The 15,923-nt window shown below is 69.8% G+C and carries 16 protein-coding genes; 7 read left to right on the top strand and 9 right to left on the bottom strand.

Annotated elements, in window-relative coordinates:
• Window positions 1-104 precede the first annotated feature (104 nt).
• The gene (locus ACFU95_RS28325) at window positions 105-554 is read left to right on the top strand and encodes a spore-associated protein (RefSeq protein ID WP_383832722.1); all 450 of its coding nucleotides are present in this window, start codon (window positions 105-107) and stop codon (window positions 552-554) included.
• A gap of 93 nt (window positions 555-647) precedes the next feature.
• On the opposite strand, the gene ACFU95_RS28330 is transcribed toward ACFU95_RS28325, so the two are convergent.
• Window positions 648-2,291: a serine/threonine-protein kinase gene (locus tag ACFU95_RS28330; protein WP_383832724.1), complete on the bottom strand. Its 1,644-nt coding sequence runs from the start codon at window positions 2,289-2,291 to the stop codon at window positions 648-650.
• 133 nt (window positions 2,292-2,424) lie between these two features.
• Between ACFU95_RS28330 and ACFU95_RS28335 the strand changes: the two genes are divergently transcribed.
• Window positions 2,425-3,030 (top strand): 3'-5' exoribonuclease domain-containing protein, encoded by a 606-nt coding sequence (locus ACFU95_RS28335; RefSeq protein ID WP_383832726.1) that lies wholly within the window; start codon window positions 2,425-2,427, stop codon window positions 3,028-3,030.
• Here ACFU95_RS28335 and ACFU95_RS28340 read toward each other — a convergent pair.
• The 7 genes from ACFU95_RS28340 to ACFU95_RS28370 form a co-directional block, all read right to left on the bottom strand.
• Window positions 2,993-4,342, bottom strand: a complete 1,350-nt coding sequence (locus tag ACFU95_RS28340; protein ID WP_383832849.1) for a nucleobase:cation symporter-2 family protein — start codon at window positions 4,340-4,342, stop codon at window positions 2,993-2,995. The two genes, ACFU95_RS28335 and ACFU95_RS28340, sit on opposite strands and share 38 nt — an antisense overlap.
• A 282-nt stretch (window positions 4,343-4,624) precedes the next feature.
• Window positions 4,625-6,004, bottom strand: a complete 1,380-nt coding sequence (locus tag ACFU95_RS28345) for an 8-oxoguanine deaminase (RefSeq protein WP_383832728.1) — start codon at window positions 6,002-6,004, stop codon at window positions 4,625-4,627.
• A gap of 139 nt (window positions 6,005-6,143) precedes the next feature.
• On the bottom strand, window positions 6,144-7,091 hold the full coding sequence (pucL, locus tag ACFU95_RS28350) for a factor-independent urate hydroxylase (RefSeq protein ID WP_383832730.1): 948 nt from the start codon (window positions 7,089-7,091) through the stop codon (window positions 6,144-6,146).
• A gap of 5 nt (window positions 7,092-7,096) precedes the next feature.
• Window positions 7,097-7,489 carry a hydroxyisourate hydrolase gene (gene uraH, locus ACFU95_RS28355; protein WP_383832732.1) on the bottom strand — a complete coding sequence of 131 codons (393 nt, stop codon included), beginning with the start codon at window positions 7,487-7,489 and terminating at the stop codon, window positions 7,097-7,099.
• A 49-nt stretch (window positions 7,490-7,538) separates the two neighbouring features.
• A complete protein-coding gene (gene uraD, locus ACFU95_RS28360) occupies window positions 7,539-8,048 on the bottom strand; it encodes a 2-oxo-4-hydroxy-4-carboxy-5-ureidoimidazoline decarboxylase (RefSeq protein WP_383832734.1) in 510 nt (169 codons plus the stop codon).
• Window positions 8,049-8,171: 123 nt separating this feature from the next.
• Window positions 8,172-8,540, bottom strand: coding sequence for a helix-turn-helix domain-containing protein (locus ACFU95_RS28365; protein WP_383832736.1), 369 nt, complete (start codon window positions 8,538-8,540; stop codon window positions 8,172-8,174).
• Window positions 8,537-8,788 carry a hypothetical protein gene (locus ACFU95_RS28370; protein WP_383832738.1) on the bottom strand — a complete coding sequence of 84 codons (252 nt, stop codon included), beginning with the start codon at window positions 8,786-8,788 and terminating at the stop codon, window positions 8,537-8,539. The genes ACFU95_RS28365 and ACFU95_RS28370 overlap by 4 nt, the downstream gene beginning before the upstream one ends.
• 135 nt (window positions 8,789-8,923) lie before the next feature.
• On the opposite strand from ACFU95_RS28370, the gene ACFU95_RS28375 reads away from it, so the two are divergent.
• The 4 genes from ACFU95_RS28375 to ACFU95_RS28390 all read left to right on the top strand — a co-directional run bounded on the left by ACFU95_RS28375 (window position 8,924) and on the right by ACFU95_RS28390 (window position 13,030).
• Complete coding sequence (locus ACFU95_RS28375; protein WP_383832740.1) at window positions 8,924-9,781, top strand: TIM barrel protein; 858 nt, start codon at window positions 8,924-8,926, stop codon at window positions 9,779-9,781.
• Window positions 9,782-9,874: 93 nt separating this feature from the next.
• Entirely contained in the window at window positions 9,875-10,765 is an 891-nt protein-coding gene (locus ACFU95_RS28380; protein ID WP_383832742.1) for a 2-hydroxy-3-oxopropionate reductase, read from the top strand.
• A gap of 211 nt (window positions 10,766-10,976) precedes the next feature.
• Window positions 10,977-12,434, top strand: a complete 1,458-nt coding sequence (locus ACFU95_RS28385; RefSeq protein ID WP_383832744.1) for a catalase — start codon at window positions 10,977-10,979, stop codon at window positions 12,432-12,434.
• A gap of 389 nt (window positions 12,435-12,823) precedes the next feature.
• Window positions 12,824-13,030 carry a hypothetical protein gene (locus ACFU95_RS28390; protein WP_383832746.1) on the top strand — a complete coding sequence of 69 codons (207 nt, stop codon included), beginning with the start codon at window positions 12,824-12,826 and terminating at the stop codon, window positions 13,028-13,030.
• 155 nt (window positions 13,031-13,185) lie between these two features.
• Here ACFU95_RS28390 and gcl read toward each other — a convergent pair whose 3' ends face one another.
• Window positions 13,186-14,970: a glyoxylate carboligase gene (gcl, locus tag ACFU95_RS28395; RefSeq protein WP_383832748.1), complete on the bottom strand. Its 1,785-nt coding sequence runs from the start codon at window positions 14,968-14,970 to the stop codon at window positions 13,186-13,188.
• Window positions 14,971-15,197: 227 nt separating this feature from the next.
• Between gcl and ACFU95_RS28400 the strand changes: the two genes are divergently transcribed.
• Window positions 15,198-15,890 carry a hypothetical protein gene (locus ACFU95_RS28400; RefSeq protein WP_383832750.1) on the top strand — a complete coding sequence of 231 codons (693 nt, stop codon included), beginning with the start codon at window positions 15,198-15,200 and terminating at the stop codon, window positions 15,888-15,890.
• The last annotated feature ends 33 nt before the right edge of the window (window positions 15,891-15,923 follow it).

A 15,923-nucleotide genomic window follows, 5' to 3' on the forward strand; every position in this document is an offset into this window, starting at 1 on the left:
ACCGGCGGTCTTGAGGAAGCGTCAGAACCGAGCACAACCATTCGCATACCCCGTGGGTCACATCATGCAGGAGCAACCACCTCCAATGGATACCAGGGGGAAATATGCGATACGCGCGTTCTGTCCTGTCCGCTGCCGCGTTGGCGGCCCTGACGGTGGGATCCACGGCCGCCCTGGCGGCGCCCGCCTCCGCCGCGCCCAACACCACCCCGCAGAAGGTCTGCGGAAGCGGCTACAAGACGGTGAACTCGGCGGCCGTCGGTTCGCTGGGCACCATCTACCTGACGTACAACGCCTCCAACGGCGAGAACTGTGTGGCGACCATCCGCAACAACCCGGGGGCCGCCGCTGACATGTCGGCGTGGATCTACGTGTCCGACACCGAGGAGTACGACGAGGACTACGGGCAGTACACCTCGTACGCCGGACCGACCTACGTGTACGGCAAGGGGCACTGCGTCGACTGGGGCGGTCACATCAAGAACGTGTACGTGCAGGTGACGGGCTCCAACTGTGGCTCCCTGAAGGAGAACCGGGTGACCTTCACCCGCTGACCCGCGCCACAGCGGCACCCGCCATGTGACACCACTCGCCTCGGCAGGACTCCTGGAGTTCCGCCGGGGCGAGTGCGTGTGGTCACGGGGCGGCTAGGCCGCGTCCTTCCAGACCGTCATATCCATGCTCAGGAAGCCGAGTTCCGGAAGCGCCGTCGACTTCGTCTGGACCACGAGCAGCGCGATGTCCCCGGAGGAGTGCTTGACGCAGATCTCGGTGCCGGCCGCGATCGAGGCCAGCGTCCAGCGGTGGCGGTCGGCGCCACCGAGCATGAGACGGCATTCGTCGAGGGTGGTCCCCGAACTGCCGAACATCTGGAGGAACACGCTCGTATCGCTCTCCATCGCGCAGCCGTCGTCCTGGCAGTCCAGGCGGATGTCCCCCTTGCGGTCCTCTCGCCAGAGCGGCTTCTCGAAGCTCAGTGACGTGTCCGTGTTCAGCAGCACAGGGGCCTCGGTGAGGACCCGCGGTGACGCGGACGCGGTCGCGGAGGGCTTCGACGCCTCCGGCGTCCGGCCATCGGTTCCCGACTCCTCCGTGCGGTTCTCCGACGTCGGCTCGGACGCGGATGCCGACCCCGAACCCGACGCCCTCGACGACTGCCCCGGGCCCGGTGTGCCGGACGCACCCGCGACCCAGTCGCGGAACCGGTCCCCCGCGTCCGAGACCATCCACGCGAAACCTGTCAGCAGCAGCGCCCCGGCCGCCACCCCCACGGTCGTGATCAGCGCGGTACGCCGTCTGCCCGCCCGCCGCTCGTCGGGCCCCGCCTGCCGCGGCTGCGGCTGCGTGACGACCAGGGGCCGCGTGTGCAGCACCCGGGTGGAGGCGGGCACCGGGGACGGAACCGTCACCTCCGGCCCCATGACGTCCCGCCAGACGGTCGGCCCCGCACCCGCTTCGGCGTCGGCGCCGAGCCGTCGCCGGCACCACTCGACGATCTCCGCCAGGGTGGCGCGCTCCTGAGGGGCGGCGGCCAGGCAGCGGGCGAACAGCGGACGGAGCTGCTCGGGCAGCACGGACAGGTCGGGTTCGTCGTGCACGATCCGGTAGAGCACGCCGACGGCCGAGCCGTCCCCGTACAGCGGCCGGCCCAGTGCCGCGAACGCCGCCGTCTGGCCCAGCGCGAAGACGTCGGTCGCGGCCGTGACCTCGCCCCCGGCCGCCTGCTCGGGGGCCATGAAGTGGGGCGTACCGACGGTGGAGCCCGTGGCGGTGTGCGAGCTGAGGTCGGCGGCCAGCGAGATGCCGAAGTCGATCACCCGGGGCCCGTCGGCGGCCAGCAGCACGTTCGACGGCTTCAGATCGCGGTGCACGATGCCCGCGCCATGGACGGCCTGGAGTGCTTCGGCCACCCCCGCCATCAGCCACAGCACCGCGGGCACCGGCAGCGGGCCACGCCGGGCGACGGCCTCCGTCAGGGAGGGCCCGGGCACGTACAGCGTGGCCAGCCAGGGCGGTACGCCGTCCGCGTCGACGTCGATCAACTCGGCGGTATAGGCGCCACGGACCCGTCGGGCCGCCTCCACCTCCCGGCGGAACCGGCGCCGGAAGGCCGGGTCGTCGGCCAGCTCCGGCCGTACCACCTTGATCGCCACCGGTCGGCCGCCCTGCGTGTGCGACAGATAGACCCGACCCATGCCGCCCGCGCCCAGCCGGGCGGCGAGGCGGTATCCGGCCACCACGGGCGGATCGTCCGCCTGGAGTGGCTGGAACACCTCGGTAGCGTTGCTCATCGGCCCGCTTCCCCCCTCATCCCCTGAACCCCTTGAACCCCTGAACCCCTGGTCAACCTGGAGTTGACCGAAGCAGAAGCCTAAGCGGAATTCGGATGCGGAGGGCCCCGGCCACCTGGGAAGCTCCCACTCCATGGCTGCACGACGTATCAGACCCAGTCTCTACATCTCCGTCGACATCGAGGCCGACGGCCCGATCCCCGGTCCGTACTCGATGCTGAGCCTCGGCGCGGCGGTCGCCGGTGTGCAGGACGCCGACGGGTTCACGGCGGCCGACCCTCAGAGGCACACCTTCTACCGTGAACTGCGCCCGATCAGCGAGGAGTTCGTGCCTCAGGCGCTGGCCGTCAGCGGACTCGACCGTGAACGCCTCGGCCGGGAGGGCCTCGACCCCGCCCTGGCACTCGCCCAGTTCACGCGCTGGGTACGCGAGGTCAGCGACACCGCGCAGCCCGTGATGTGCGGCTACCCGGCGTCGTACGACTGGACGTTCCTGTACTGGTACCTGGTCCGCTTCACCGGAGCGAGCCCCTTCGGGCACTCCGGCTGCCTGGACATGAAGACGCTGTACGCCACCAAGGCCGGGCTGCCGCTGCGGGCCGTGGCCAAGGGCACGATGCCGCGCGAACTGCTGTCGAGGCGCCGTCACACCCACCATGCGCTGGACGACGCCGTCGAGCAGGCCGAGTTGTTCGCCAACCTCATGGCGTGGCAGGGGCCCGGGTCGCCGTCCCGGTGATCTCCTCCCCCGCCTCCATCGGATGGGTGACGTCATGGGCGTCCCGGCCGCCCCTGCCCAGGTGGTTGAAGACCAGGTTGAGCAGGACCGCCGCCACACACCCTGTCGAGATGCCGGAGTCGAGCACGATCCGCGCCGTCTCCGGGAAGGCGTGGTAGAACTCCGGCGCCGCGATCGGGACGATGCCGACGGCCAGCGAGACGGCGACGATCAGGACGTTGTTGTCCTTGTCGAGGCCGGCCCGGACGAGGGTCTGGATGCCGCTCGCCGCCACCGAGCCGAAGAGGACGACACCGGCGCCGCCGAGGACCGGGCGCGGTACGACCGCGATGAGCGAGGCGGCCATCGGGCACAGGCCCATCAGCACCAGGAAACCGCCGCCCACGGCGACGACGTACCGGCTGCGGATCTTCGTCATCGCGACCAGGCCGATGTTCTGCGCGAAGGCGCTGCACATGAAGCCGTTGAACAGGGGGCTGATCGCCGAGCCGAGGGTGTCGGCGCGCAGACCGGCCGCGATGGTCTTCTCGTCGGCCGGGCGGTCGACTATCTCGCCCAGCGCCAGCATGTCGGCCGTCGACTCGGTCATCGACACCACCATCACCACGCACAGCGAGATGATCGCGGCCAGCTGGAACTGCGGGGCGCCGAAGTGGAACGGGGTCGGGAAGCCGATGACATCCGCGTCCGCGACGGGGCCGAAGTCGGTGCCGCCGAAGGGGATCGCGATCAGCGTCCCCGCGACCAGGCCGAGGAGTACGGCGATCTGCTTGACGAAGCCCGTGGTGAAACGGCGCAGCAGCAGGACGATCAGCAGGGTCCCGGCCGCAAGGCCCAGGTTCGTCGCGGAACCGTAGTCGTGGGCGGCGGGGTCGGGGCCCTGCGCCCAGCCGAAGGCGACGGGCAACAGCGAGATGCCGATCAGTGTGATGACCGTGCCCGTCACCACCGGCGGGAAGAAGCGCACCGCCTTGCTGAAGAAGGGGGCGGCGAGGAAGCCGAGCAGGCCGGCGACGATGACCGCGCCGAAGATGACCGGCAGGGCGTCGGACTTGTCCTCGGTGGAGGCGACGATCGCCGTCATGGGCGCGACACCGGCGAAGGTGACGCCGTTGACGAACGGCAGCCGGGCGCCGATCTTCCAGATGCCGAGGGTCTGCAGGAAGGTGGCGAGGCCCGCGGTGAACAGACAGGCGCCGGTGAGGAAGGTCAGGTCGGTGGCGGTCAGGCCGATGGCCGCGCCGACGATCAGAGGCGGGGCGACGACTCCCGCGTACATGGCGGCCACGTGTTGCAGACCGGTGGTCGCCATTCTCAGGGCGGGGAGTTTCTCGTCGACGGGGTGGGGCGAAACGGGCTGGGCGGACACTGCGGCTCTCCTCCGGTCGGGTAACACGTCGGCTCTGACGTGGGTGTCTTGGAGGTGGTGCGAGTGGTCGTGCGGGACCGGGGACGGGCCCGTTCTGGGGGAAACGGAGACCGTTCCGGGGCGCACGCGTTCACGCGCGCCCCGGAGACGGCCGCCATGGACCCCGCTCGGGTCCACGGCTACCGGTCGGGAGCCGTCCCTCCCGACCGGAGTTCTTCAACCGGGTCAGGCCCGCGCGGCGATCCTCGCCAGGCGCTGGGCTTCTTCCCGCGTCGAGCGGGCGATCGCGTCCTCGTCGACCGTGAGGAGCCGTCCGTGCTCCACGATCTGGCGGCCGTTGACGAAGGAAGCCGTGACCGGGGCCGCCGCGCCGAAGACCAGGGCGGTCACCGGGTCGGCGATGGAGGCGTGGGCGAGGGTGTCCAGCTTCCACAGCACGAGGTCGGCGAGCTTGCCCGGCTCCAGCGAGCCGATCTGGGCGGCGCGGCCGAGGACCTGGGCACCGCCGTACGTCCCGAGCCGCAGCGCCTGCCGGGCGTTCAGGGCGGCTTCGCGGTGGGCGCCGAGGCGGTTGATGAGCAGCGCGTTGCGCAGTTCGGTGTGCAGTTCACCGGACTCGTTGGAGGCGGTGCCGTCGACACCGAGGCCGACCGGGACGCCGGCCGCGAGCATGTCGGGGACGCGGGCGATGCCGGCGGCGAGGCGGGCGTTGGAGGACGGGCAGTGCGCGACACCCGTCTTCGTGCGGGCGAAGGCGGCGATGTCGGAGTCGTTCATGTGGACGCAGTGCGCCATCCACACGTCCTCGCCGAGCCAGCCGGTGGACTCGAAGTAGTCGGTCGGGCCCATGCCGAACAGCTCGTGGCAGAACTTCTCCTCCTCCACGGTCTCCGAGCCGTGGGTGTGCATGCGCACGCCGAGGCGGCGGGCCAGCTCGGCCCCCTGCCTGAGGAGTTCGGTGGAGATGGAGAAGGGGGAGCAGGGCGCGACGGCGACCTGGGTCATCGCGTCGAAGGAGGCGTCGTGGTGCTGCCTGACGGTCTCCTCGGTCCCGGCCAGCGCGCCTTCGAGGGTCTCGACGGCGAAGTCCGGCGGCAGTCCGCCGTCCTTCTCGCTGCGGTCCATGGAGCCGCGGGCCAGGGTGAAGCGGACACCCATGTCGCGGGCGGCTCCGATGATGGCGCCGGAAAGGTCGCCGGAGCCCTGCGGGTAGACGTAGTGGTGGTCCATGGCGGTCGTCACGCCACCGCGGGCCATCATCGCCAGCGAGCCCTGCGCGGCCGAGCGGACCATCGGCTCGTCGATGCGCGCCCAGGTCGGGTAGAGGGCGACGAGCCAGTCGAAGAGGTTGTGGTCCGTGGCCAGGCCCCGGGTGATCCACTGGTAGAAGTGGTGGTGGGTGTTGACCAGGCCGGGGGTGACCAGGTGCCCGGTGGCGTCGATGCGGCGTACGACGTTGTCCAGGCCCTCGGGAGCCTTGCCCGCGCCGAGCGACTCGATGCGGTTGTCGGCGATGACGACGTGCCCGGTCGCGTACTCGGTGTCCTGCGCGTCCACGGTCGCGATCGAACAGTTCTCGATGACGATGCGCTGGGCTGCTGCCATGGTTCGCCCCTTTTTCACGGGAGTTGTGCTGAATCGGAGAGGGCACGGCAGGACCCCGGGAGTTTTGAGTGCCGTGACCGGGGAGCCGGGTCCGCGGGGAGGCGGGTTCCCCGGTCACGGGTGCCGAAAGGGGGGTGGATCAGAGGTTGGTGAGGTCCATCGGGATCTTCGCCTCGCAGCCGTCCCGCAGGACGGTGGCCTCGATCAGGCCGTAGGGGCGGTCGGCGGCGAAGTACACCTCATTGTCGTTCTTCAGCCCGAACGGCTCCAGGTCCACCAGGAAGTGGTGCTTGTTCGGGAGGGAGAAGCGGACCTCGTCGATCTCGCTGCGGTTGTTGATGATCCGCGAACCCATTTGGTACAGGGTCTGCTGCAGCGAGAGGGAGTAGGTCTCGGCGAAGGCCTGGAGCATGTGCTTCCTGGTCTGCTCGTAGGACTTCTCCCAGTTGGGCATCCGCTGCTCGTCGTCGGTCCAGTTGAACCGCCAGCGGCTGGAGACCTGGGTGGCCAGGATGCGGTCGTGCGCCTCCTTGAGCGTCGTGTACTTGTCCTTGACGTAGCCCCAGAACTCGGAGTTGGTCGAGTTCATCACGACGAGGTCCTTGAGGCCGGAGACGACCTCCCACTTCTCACCGTCGTATGTGATCTGCGTGACCCGCGTCTCCTGGCCCTTGCGGACGAAGGAGTGCTTGACCTCGTCGGCGCCGATGAACTGCGAGTTGGCGTCGGAGGCCGCGATCCGCTCCCAGGCGTACTCCTCGATCCGGATCCGGGCCTGGTGGATCGGCTCCTGCGAGGTGACGAAGTGGCGGGCGAGGTGGATGCCGAACTGCTCGGCGGACTCGATGCCGTACTCCTTGGCGAACGCGTACACCGTGTTCTTGGTGGTGTCGGTCGGCAGGACGTTGGCGTTCGAGCCGGAGTAGTGGACCTCCTCCATGTCGCCGGAGAGCGCGACGGAGACGTTCAGGTCCTTGATGTGGTGGGTGGCGCCGTCCCGCGTGATCTTCACGACTCGGTTCTCGGCCTTGCCGTACTGGTTCTGTCCCAGCATCACAGGGCGGGCAGGGCGGGAATTGAGTGTCATGTCTGCTAGCTCCCTCGGTAAACGGAGTAGCCGAACGGGTTGAGCAGCAGCGGTACGTGGTAATGCTCCCCGGGCTTCACGGCGAAGGTGATCGCCACCTCGGGAAAGAACACGGCACCGCTGTCCCGATTCGCGGGGGCGTCCTGCTGCGCATCGGCTTGCTTCTTCTCGAAATACGGCTCCACCGCGAAGTCGAGCCGTACGTGTGTGGTCCCCTCCGGCAGTGCCGGGAGGTCCTTGCACCGCCCGTCCGCGTCGGTCGCGGAGCCGCCGAGCGTCTGCCAGTCGGCATCCCGGCCCGAGCGGGCGGAGAGCTGGACGGCGACGGCCCCGGCGGGGCGGCCGATGCTGGTGTCCAGGATGTGTGTGGACACGGATGCGGTGGTGCTGGTGCTCATGGTCAGGCGTCCTCTTCGGTCTTCCTGGAAGGTCGGTCTTCGTCGAAGATCAGTCTTCGTCGACGAGCCGGGCGAGCCGGATACGGTTGATCTTGCCCAGCTCGGTGCGGACGATCTCCCGCTCCTGCTCCGGCGAGTTGCCGATCCGTTCCTTGACCGCGTCGCGCATCTGCTCGCCGGTCCGGCCGGTGGCGCAGATCAGGAAGACATGGCCGAACCTGTCCTGGTAGGCCAGGTTGAGTTCGAGCATCTCCGTCTTGAGCTCCTCGGAGGCGCCGGCCATGCCGCGCTGTTCCCGGGCCGAGGCCGGGTCGCCCGGCTTGGGGCGGCCGATCGGCGGGTGCCCGGCCATCGCCTCCTGGAGGTCCTCGGCGGTCAGCTCGGCCATGGCGGCGTCACTGGCTGCGTAGAGGTCGTCGACGGCGGCGTAGGGGCGGGCGGCGAGCAGCCGCTTCGCCCACGCCGTGGCGGCGCACGCCTCGTGGAGCGCGGCGTGGGCCGCGTGCTCCTCCAGGGCGTTGAACCGGGCCAGGCCCGGGGGCGTGGAATTCGACGTCACGGGAGCCTCCGTGGCCGCGAAGGGCCTTCGTACTGAACGGGCGTGCCGATAGCTAACGCCCTACGACGACGAGACGTCAACACTTTGTTGAAAATTCGCGGTGTCGAAACCCGACGGGCCGCCTCAGGCGTTCTTGTCCCGGTTCAGGTAGTTGTAGACCGTGAAGCGACTCACCCCGAGGGCGCTCGCCACGGTCTCCACGCCGTGCCGCACGGAGAAGGCGCCCCGCGCTTCCAGTATCCGTACGACCTCCTGCTTGGCCTTGCGGTCCAGGTCGGCCAGCGGCCGGCCCTTCCTGCGCTCCATGGCGGCCAGGATGTGGTCCAGGGAGTCGGCGAGCTGGGGCAGGCGTACGGCGACGACGTCGGCGCCCTGCCAGGAGAGGACGACGTCCTCGGGGCCGGCCTCGTCCGGCGGGAGTATCTCGCCGCCCATGGCGTCGACCAGCGGCTTCACGGCCGCGATGAAGGTCTCGTCCCCGGCGCCGGTCACGCTTCACCCTCCCCGACCACGTTGATCTGGAGGGAGATCCGGGTGGCGCCGGCCTCCAGGGACCTGCGCAGCAGGGCGTCCACGGCGGTGAGCACGGTGTCCGCACCGCCCTCCGCCGTGTTGCCGAACGGACCGACGTCCACCGCGTCGAGCTCGGCGGCCTCGATGACCTCGCGGGCCGCCAGCGCGTGCGCGGGCGCCTCGTCGAGGTCGAAGGGCTCGGTCGTGAACTCCACTCTCAATCGCACGCGGTCAACCTAACGCGCGGCGCCGCCTTCCGCCGAGCCCTCTTGACAACCTTGGACACCCGACGGCAATCTTCCATTACGCAGAAACTAACTTCCGCAATATGGAATCTCGACACGGAAGGGAGCGCCGGCGACATGCCAGGCTTTGAATCGGATACAGCCGCAGAGCAGCGCTTCAACGTCAATCTGTCGATCCTCTTCACGGAACTCCCGCTCCTGGAGCGTCCCGCGGCCGCCGCCGCGGCAGGCTTCACCGCGGTCGAGCTGTGGTGGCCCTGGATCGACTCCCCCACCCCCGAGCAGTCCGAGCTCGACGCCCTGAAGAGGGCGATCGAGGACGCGGGCGTCCAGCTCACCGGGCTGAACTTCTACGCAGGTCAGCTGCCCGGTCCCGACCGTGGCGCCCTGTCCGTTCCGGGCGAGGAGTCGGAGCGGTTCCGCGCCAACATCGACGTGGCGGCGGACTTCGCGGCCGCCCTGGGCTGCAAGGCGCTCAACGCCCTGTACGGCAACCGCGTCGAGGGCGTGGACCCGGCCGAGCAGGACGCGCTCGCCCTGGAGAACCTGGCCCTCGCGGCCCGCGCGGCCGACCGGATCGGCGCGATCCTCCTCGTCGAGGCGCTGAACCAGCCCGAGTCGCCGCTGTACCCGCTGGTGTCCGCGCCGGCCGCCGTCGGCATCGTGGACAAGGTCAACGAGGCCACGGGGCTGGGCAACGCGAAGTTCCTCATGGACCTGTACCACCTGTCCATGAACGGCGAGGACCTGCCGGCGGTGATCGAGCGGTACGCGTCGAAGACCGGCCACGTACAGATCGCCGACAACCCGGGCCGCGGCGCGCCGGGCACGGGGACGCTGCCGCTGGAGGACCTGCTGGACCAGCTGCGGAAGGCGGGCTACGAGGGCTGGGTCGGGCTGGAGTACAAGCCGGGCGACCGCCCGAGCGCGGAGGCGTTCGGCTGGCTGCCCGCGGAGCGGCGCGCCGCCCGCTGACGAGCCTCGCCCTCACACGCCGGACGGGCTGATCAGCGCTGACCGGCATCCATTCCCTGACGCACCACAGCAGTTCAGAGAGGTACCCCCATCATGAGCAACCTCCCCAAGATCGCCTGGATAGGTCTCGGCATCATGGGCTCCCCCATGTCCGAGAACCTGATCAAGGCGGGTTACCAGGTCACCGGCTTCACCCTGGAGCAGGACAAGCTGGACCGCCTGGCCGCCGCGGGCGGCACCGTCGCCGGTTCGATCGCCGAGGCCGTGCGGGACGCCGACGTCGTCATCACGATGGTGCCGGCCTCCCCGCAGGTCGAGGCCATCTCCTACGGCCCCGACGGCATCCTGGAGAACGCGAGGTCCGGCGCGCTGCTGATCGACATGTCCTCGATCACCCCGCAGACCTCGGTCGACCTCGCGAAGGTGGCGAAGGACAAGGGCATCCGCGTCCTGGACGCCCCCGTGTCCGGCGGCGAGGCGGGCGCCATCGAGGCCGTACTGTCGATCATGGTCGGCGGCGAGCAGGCCGACTTCGACACCGCGAAGCCGATCCTCGAAGCGCTCGGCAAGACCATCGTGCTGTGCGGTCCGCACGGCTCGGGCCAGACCGTGAAGGCGGCCAACCAGCTGATCGTCGCCGTGAACATCCAGGCGTGCGCCGAGGCCGTGGTCTTCCTGGAGAAGTCCGGCGTGGACCTCCAGGCCGCCCTGGACGTCCTCAACGGCGGCCTGGCGGGCTCGACCGTGCTGACGCGGAAGAAGGACAACTTCCTGAACCGCGACTTCAAGCCGGGCTTCCGGATCGACCTGCACCACAAGGACATGGGCATCGTCACGGACGCCGCCCGCAACGTCGGCGCCGCCCTCCCGGTCGGCGCCGCGGTCGCCCAGCTGGTCGCGTCCCTGCGTGCGCAGGGCGACGGCGGCCTGGACCACTCGGCCCTGCTGCGGGCCGTGGAGCGCCTCTCCGGCGCCCAGGTCTGACCCGGGTCCGACCCCACCCCGAGACTTCCGGGCGGCGTCCTCGCTGACACCTGTCCTGTCGCGCCCAGGCGGGGCGCCGCCCGGAATCAATCACCGCAAACAACTTCAACAAACTGTTGACGCTCAGATTCTCCCACTTCTAGGCTCCATCAAGCGGAAAGAGTTTTCCGCTGCCACCCGCACGCAAGTGCTCCCGCACGGAAGGTCCACGATGTCGAAGCGCGTGCTCACCACCGAGTCCGGCGCCCCGGTCGCCGACAACCAGAACTCAGCCTCCGCCGGCGTCGGCGGCCCGCTCCTGCTCCAGGACCAGCACCTGCTGGAGAAGCTGGCGCGCTTCAACCGCGAGCGCATTCCGGAGCGCGTGGTGCACGCCCGGGGTTCCGGCGCGTACGGCCACTTCGAGGTGACCGACGACGTCACCGGCTTCACCCACGCCGACTTCCTGAGCGCGGTCGGCAAGCGCACCGAGGTGTTCCTGCGCTTCTCCACCGTGGCCGACAGCCTCGGCGGCGCGGACGCGGTGCGTGACCCGCGCGGCTTCGCGGTCAAGTTCTATACCGAAGAGGGCAACTACGACCTCGTCGGGAACAACACCCCGGTGTTCTTCATCAAGGACCCGATCAAGTTCCCGGACTTCATCCACTCGCAGAAGCGCGACCCGTTCACCGGCCGCCAGGAGCCGGACAACGTCTGGGACTTCTGGGCGCACGCCCCCGAGGCCACGCACCAGGTGACCTGGCTGATGGGCGACCGCGGCATCCCGGCGTCGTACCGCCACATGAACGGCTACGGTTCGCACACCTACCAGTGGACGAACGCCGACGGCGAGGCCTTCTTCGTCAAGTACCACTTCAAGACGAACCAGGGCGTCCGCTGCCTGAGCGCCGAGCAGGGCGCCGAGCTCGCCGGCAAGGACGCCAACTCCCACCAGACGGACCTGCTCCAGGCGATCGAGCGGGGCGTGCACCCGTCCTGGACGCTCTACGTCCAGCTCATGCCGGCGGCCGAGGCGGCCGACTACCGTTTCAACCCGTTCGACCTCACCAAGGTCTGGCCGCATAAGGACTACCCGCTGCGGCGCGTGGGCCGACTGGCCCTGGACCGCAACCCGGACAACGTCTTCGCCGAGGTCGAGCAGGCCGCGTTCTCCCCGAACAACTTCGTCCCCGGCATCGGCCCCTCGCCCGACAAGATGCTCCAGGGCCGCCTGTTCGCGTACGCGGACGCCCACCGCTACCGCCTGGGCGTCAACCACACGCAGCTCGCGGTGAACGCCCCCAGGGCGACGACCGCGCAGAACTACGGCCGCGACGGTCTCATGGCGGCCAACTCCCAGGGCCGCGGGGCGAAGAACTACGAGCCGAACTCCTACGACGGCCCGGTGGAGAGCGGTCGCCCCCTGTCGGCCCCGCTGGCGGTGACCGGCCACACCGGCACCCACGAGGCCCCTCTGCACACCAAGGACGACCACTTCTTCCAGGCCGGCGAGCTGTACCGGCTGATGTCGGCCGAGGAGAGGTCCCGGCTGGTCGCGAACATCGCCGGTGGCCTGTCCCAGGTCTCCCGCGACGACGTGATCGAGAAGAACCTGGCCCACTTCCACGCCGCCGACCCCGAGTACGGCAAGCGCGTGGAGGAGGCGGTCCGCGCCCTGCGCGAGGACTGAACCCCGAAGCTGCGTCCGTCTCCTGACAGGAGGTCATGAGCGGACGCACCGCCCGCGCCACGCCGCCGATCGACCCGGATGAGGGGTGGTCGACCGGAGAGGGGCGCGGGCAACGTGAGGACCGCGGCGGCGTGCGAGCCAGTGCGGTGGTGAAGGTCCGGACCTCCTTCTCGACCAGAGGGAAGGGGCCCCGGTTCCGTCGCTGCCGCCGCGGTCCCGAGCCATGGAGACCCCGTCCGGCGGCGCGAACGTTCTGTCGCGCCCAGCCTCGCACCGTCGGACGGTCACCACCGCATACCTCACCGGCTGAAGAGCGCCGGGTACGGACGGTCCCGTACCCGGCGCTCTTCGGCGCTCCATGGGTTGACCGCATTCCTTCCGTACTTGTCGTGGGTGACGACCCGCAGGCGATACCCGGCGTCGACGCCACGATGACGCCGGTCGTGTTCGACGAGTCCGCCGAGCCCACCCTCGCCGCGTCCTTGGCCGAGCGCCCGTCGCCACGCTCCCCAGGCCGCCATCGCGTTCAACACCAGCGGCGGGACAGTGTCGAGGCGGCCCTGCGCCGGCTGCGGAACCCTCAAATCAACCTCTGAAAACACGCCAGGGGGCTTCAACCGCCCCCTGCGGCGGGCAACACTCTCATCACACGGGGCCCGCCGACACGGGGGCGGCGGGCCCCGGCACGGGGGAGCACGAAAGGGGCGGCCCAACCGCATGGTTGGACCGCCCCTCGGTACGTCGAGTCGCGTCAGACCTTCAGCGTCCTGATCGACGTCGGCGCGTGCTCCGGCTCCGTCGCGAGCTCCTCGAACTCGACCACGTTGCTGATGTCGTTGGTGGTCGACATGGAGATGTTGGTGACCCGCTCCAGGATCGCCTCGACGACGACCGGCACCCGGTGCTCGGCGGCGAGCTTCTTGGCCTGCTCCAGGGCGGCGCCCAGTTCGCCCGGGTCGGTCACGCGGATCGCCTTGCAGCCGAGGCCCTCGGCGACCTTGACGTGGTCGACGCCGTAGACGCCCAGTTCGGGCGAGTTGATGTTCTCGAACTCCAGCTTGACCTGGAAGTCGATGTCGAACGCCCGCTGCGCCTGGCGGATCAGGCCCAGGTAGGCGTTGTTGACCAGGACGTGCACGTACGGGATCTTGTGCTGCGCGCCCACCGCCAGTTCCTCGATCATGAACTGGAAGTCGTAGTCGCCGGACAGGGCGACGACCTGCGCCTGCGGGTCCGCCTTCGCCACGCCCAGCGCGGCCGGGACGGTCCAGCCGAGCGGGCCCGCCTGGCCGCAGTTGATCCAGTGCCGCGGCCGGAAGACGTGCAGCATCTGCGCGCCGGCGATCTGCGAGAGGCCGATGGTGGAGACGTACCGGGTCTCCGGTCCGAAGACCTTGTTCATCTCCTCGTAGACGCGCTGCGGCTTGATCGGGATGTCGTCGAAGTGCGTACGGCGCTGGAGGGTCGCCCTCTTCTCCTGCGCGGAGGCGGCCCACGCGGAGCGGTCGGGCAGCTTGCCGGCCGCCTTCAACTCCCGTGCCACCTGGACGAACAGCTCCAGAGCGGCCTTGGCGTCCGACGTGACGCCGTAGTCGGGCGCGAAGATCTTGCCGATCTGGGTCGGCTCGATGTCGACGTGGACGAACTTCCGGCCGGCCGTGTAGACGTCGAGCCTGCCGGTGTGACGGTTGGCCCAGCGGTTGCCGATGCCGAGGACGAAGTCGGACTCCAGGAACGTCGCGTTGCCGTAGCGGTGCGAGGTCTGCAGGCCCACCATGCCGGCGTTCAGCTCGTGGTCGTCGGGCAGCAGGCCCCAGCCCATCAGGGTCGGGACGACCGGGGTTCCGGTCAACTCGGCGAACTCGACGAGGAGTTCGGCGGCGTCGGCGTTGATGACACCGCCGCCCGCGACGATCAGCGGTCGCTCGGACGCGTTCAGCATCCCGATCGCCTTCTCGATCTGGGCGCGGGTCGCGGCCGGCTTGTACGCCTGGAGGGGCTCGTAGGTGTCCGGGTCGAACTCGATCTCCGTCAGCTGGACGTCGATCGGGAGGTCGATCAGGACCGGGCCGGGACGGCCGGAGCGCATCAGATGGAAGGCCTGCTGGAAGACGCCGGGGACCTGGGCGGCCTCCAGGACGGTCACGGCCATTTTCGTGACCGGCTTGGCGATCGAGGCGATGTCGACGGCCTGGAAGTCCTCTTTGTGGATCACGGCGGTCGGCGCCTGGCCCGTGATGCACAGGATCGGGATGGAGTCGCCGATCGCGGAGTACAGACCGGTGATCATGTCGGTGCCGGCGGGGCCGGACGTGCCGATGCAGACGCCGATGTTCCCCGGGTGGGTACGGGTGTAGCCCTCGGCCATGTGCGAGGCGCCCTCCACATGGCGGGCGAGGGTGTGGTTGATGCCACCGGAGGCCTTGAGCGCCGCGTAGAAGGGGTTGATCGCCGCGCCCGGCACGCCGAACGCGTTGCTGACGCCCTCGCGCTTGAGGATCTCGACTGCCGCTCGGGCAGCGGTCATACGAGCCATTGAGTACTCCTGCTTCGGCTGTCGGATTCGCACTCCCGTCGCGCCCCGCGGTGAGCAATTCCGTGACGATGTCTGTTCCACAGTATTTCCGCATTGCGGAAATACTTTTCTACTATCTGGAAGCAATGTAAGTGGGTGGGTGAAGACCGTCAAGGGGCGGACAACCGGCCACCGCCTGGAGGACGATGGGAGCGCTGTCCCGATGCGAGATCGTCCAGGAGTGGGCCATGTCCGAGAGCGTGTCGGTGCGCTGCCCGGCCTGTCGGCGGGAGCATCAGTACGCGGCGCCCGTGTACCCGTGCGCGTGCGGGGCGCCCGTCGCGCCGACGCTCGATCCCCAGGGGACCGCCACGGTCGTCACCCATCGCTCCTGGGACGAGGAATGGGTCGGCGTGCGCTGCGCGGGGTGCGGCCGCGAGGACGAGTGGCCCCGTCCGGAGCTGGGCTGCCCCTGCGGGGCGGTGCTGCGCGTTCCGGTCGCGGCGACAGCGGCGGGCGAGGACGCGGACCGGGCACAGCGGAAGGCGCCCGCTCCGCGCCGTGTCTTCCAGCCGATCACGATCCGCACGGCCCGCGACGCGGTCACGGCGGCCGCCGTGTATCTGCGCTGGCTCGGCTACCGGGACATCCGCCGCGCCGACCAGCGGCCGCCGACCGGCATCGGCATCGCCGCGCACGGGCTGCTCGCCCAGGTCGACCCGACCGTGGCTCCCGCGTCCCTGCGCGACGTGGAGTGCCTGTGGCTGACCGCCATGACGGAGTCCGCGGCCTGCGTCTACTTCTCCCTCGCCGGATACGCCCCCGACGCCCGCGCCCGCGCCGACTCGCTGGGCGTCCCCCTGTTCGTCCTGGACCTCACGGGGACGCCCCAGCCGGTCAACAGCCTCGCCGACGAACTGGACGCGACGGGCGCCCGGTAGCCCCTGTCCTCATCCGCTCGCGCCCGGCGCCCC

It is taken from the genome of Streptomyces sp. NPDC057623 (assembly GCF_042800355.1).
Lineage (GTDB): Bacteria > Actinomycetota > Actinomycetes > Streptomycetales > Streptomycetaceae > Streptomyces.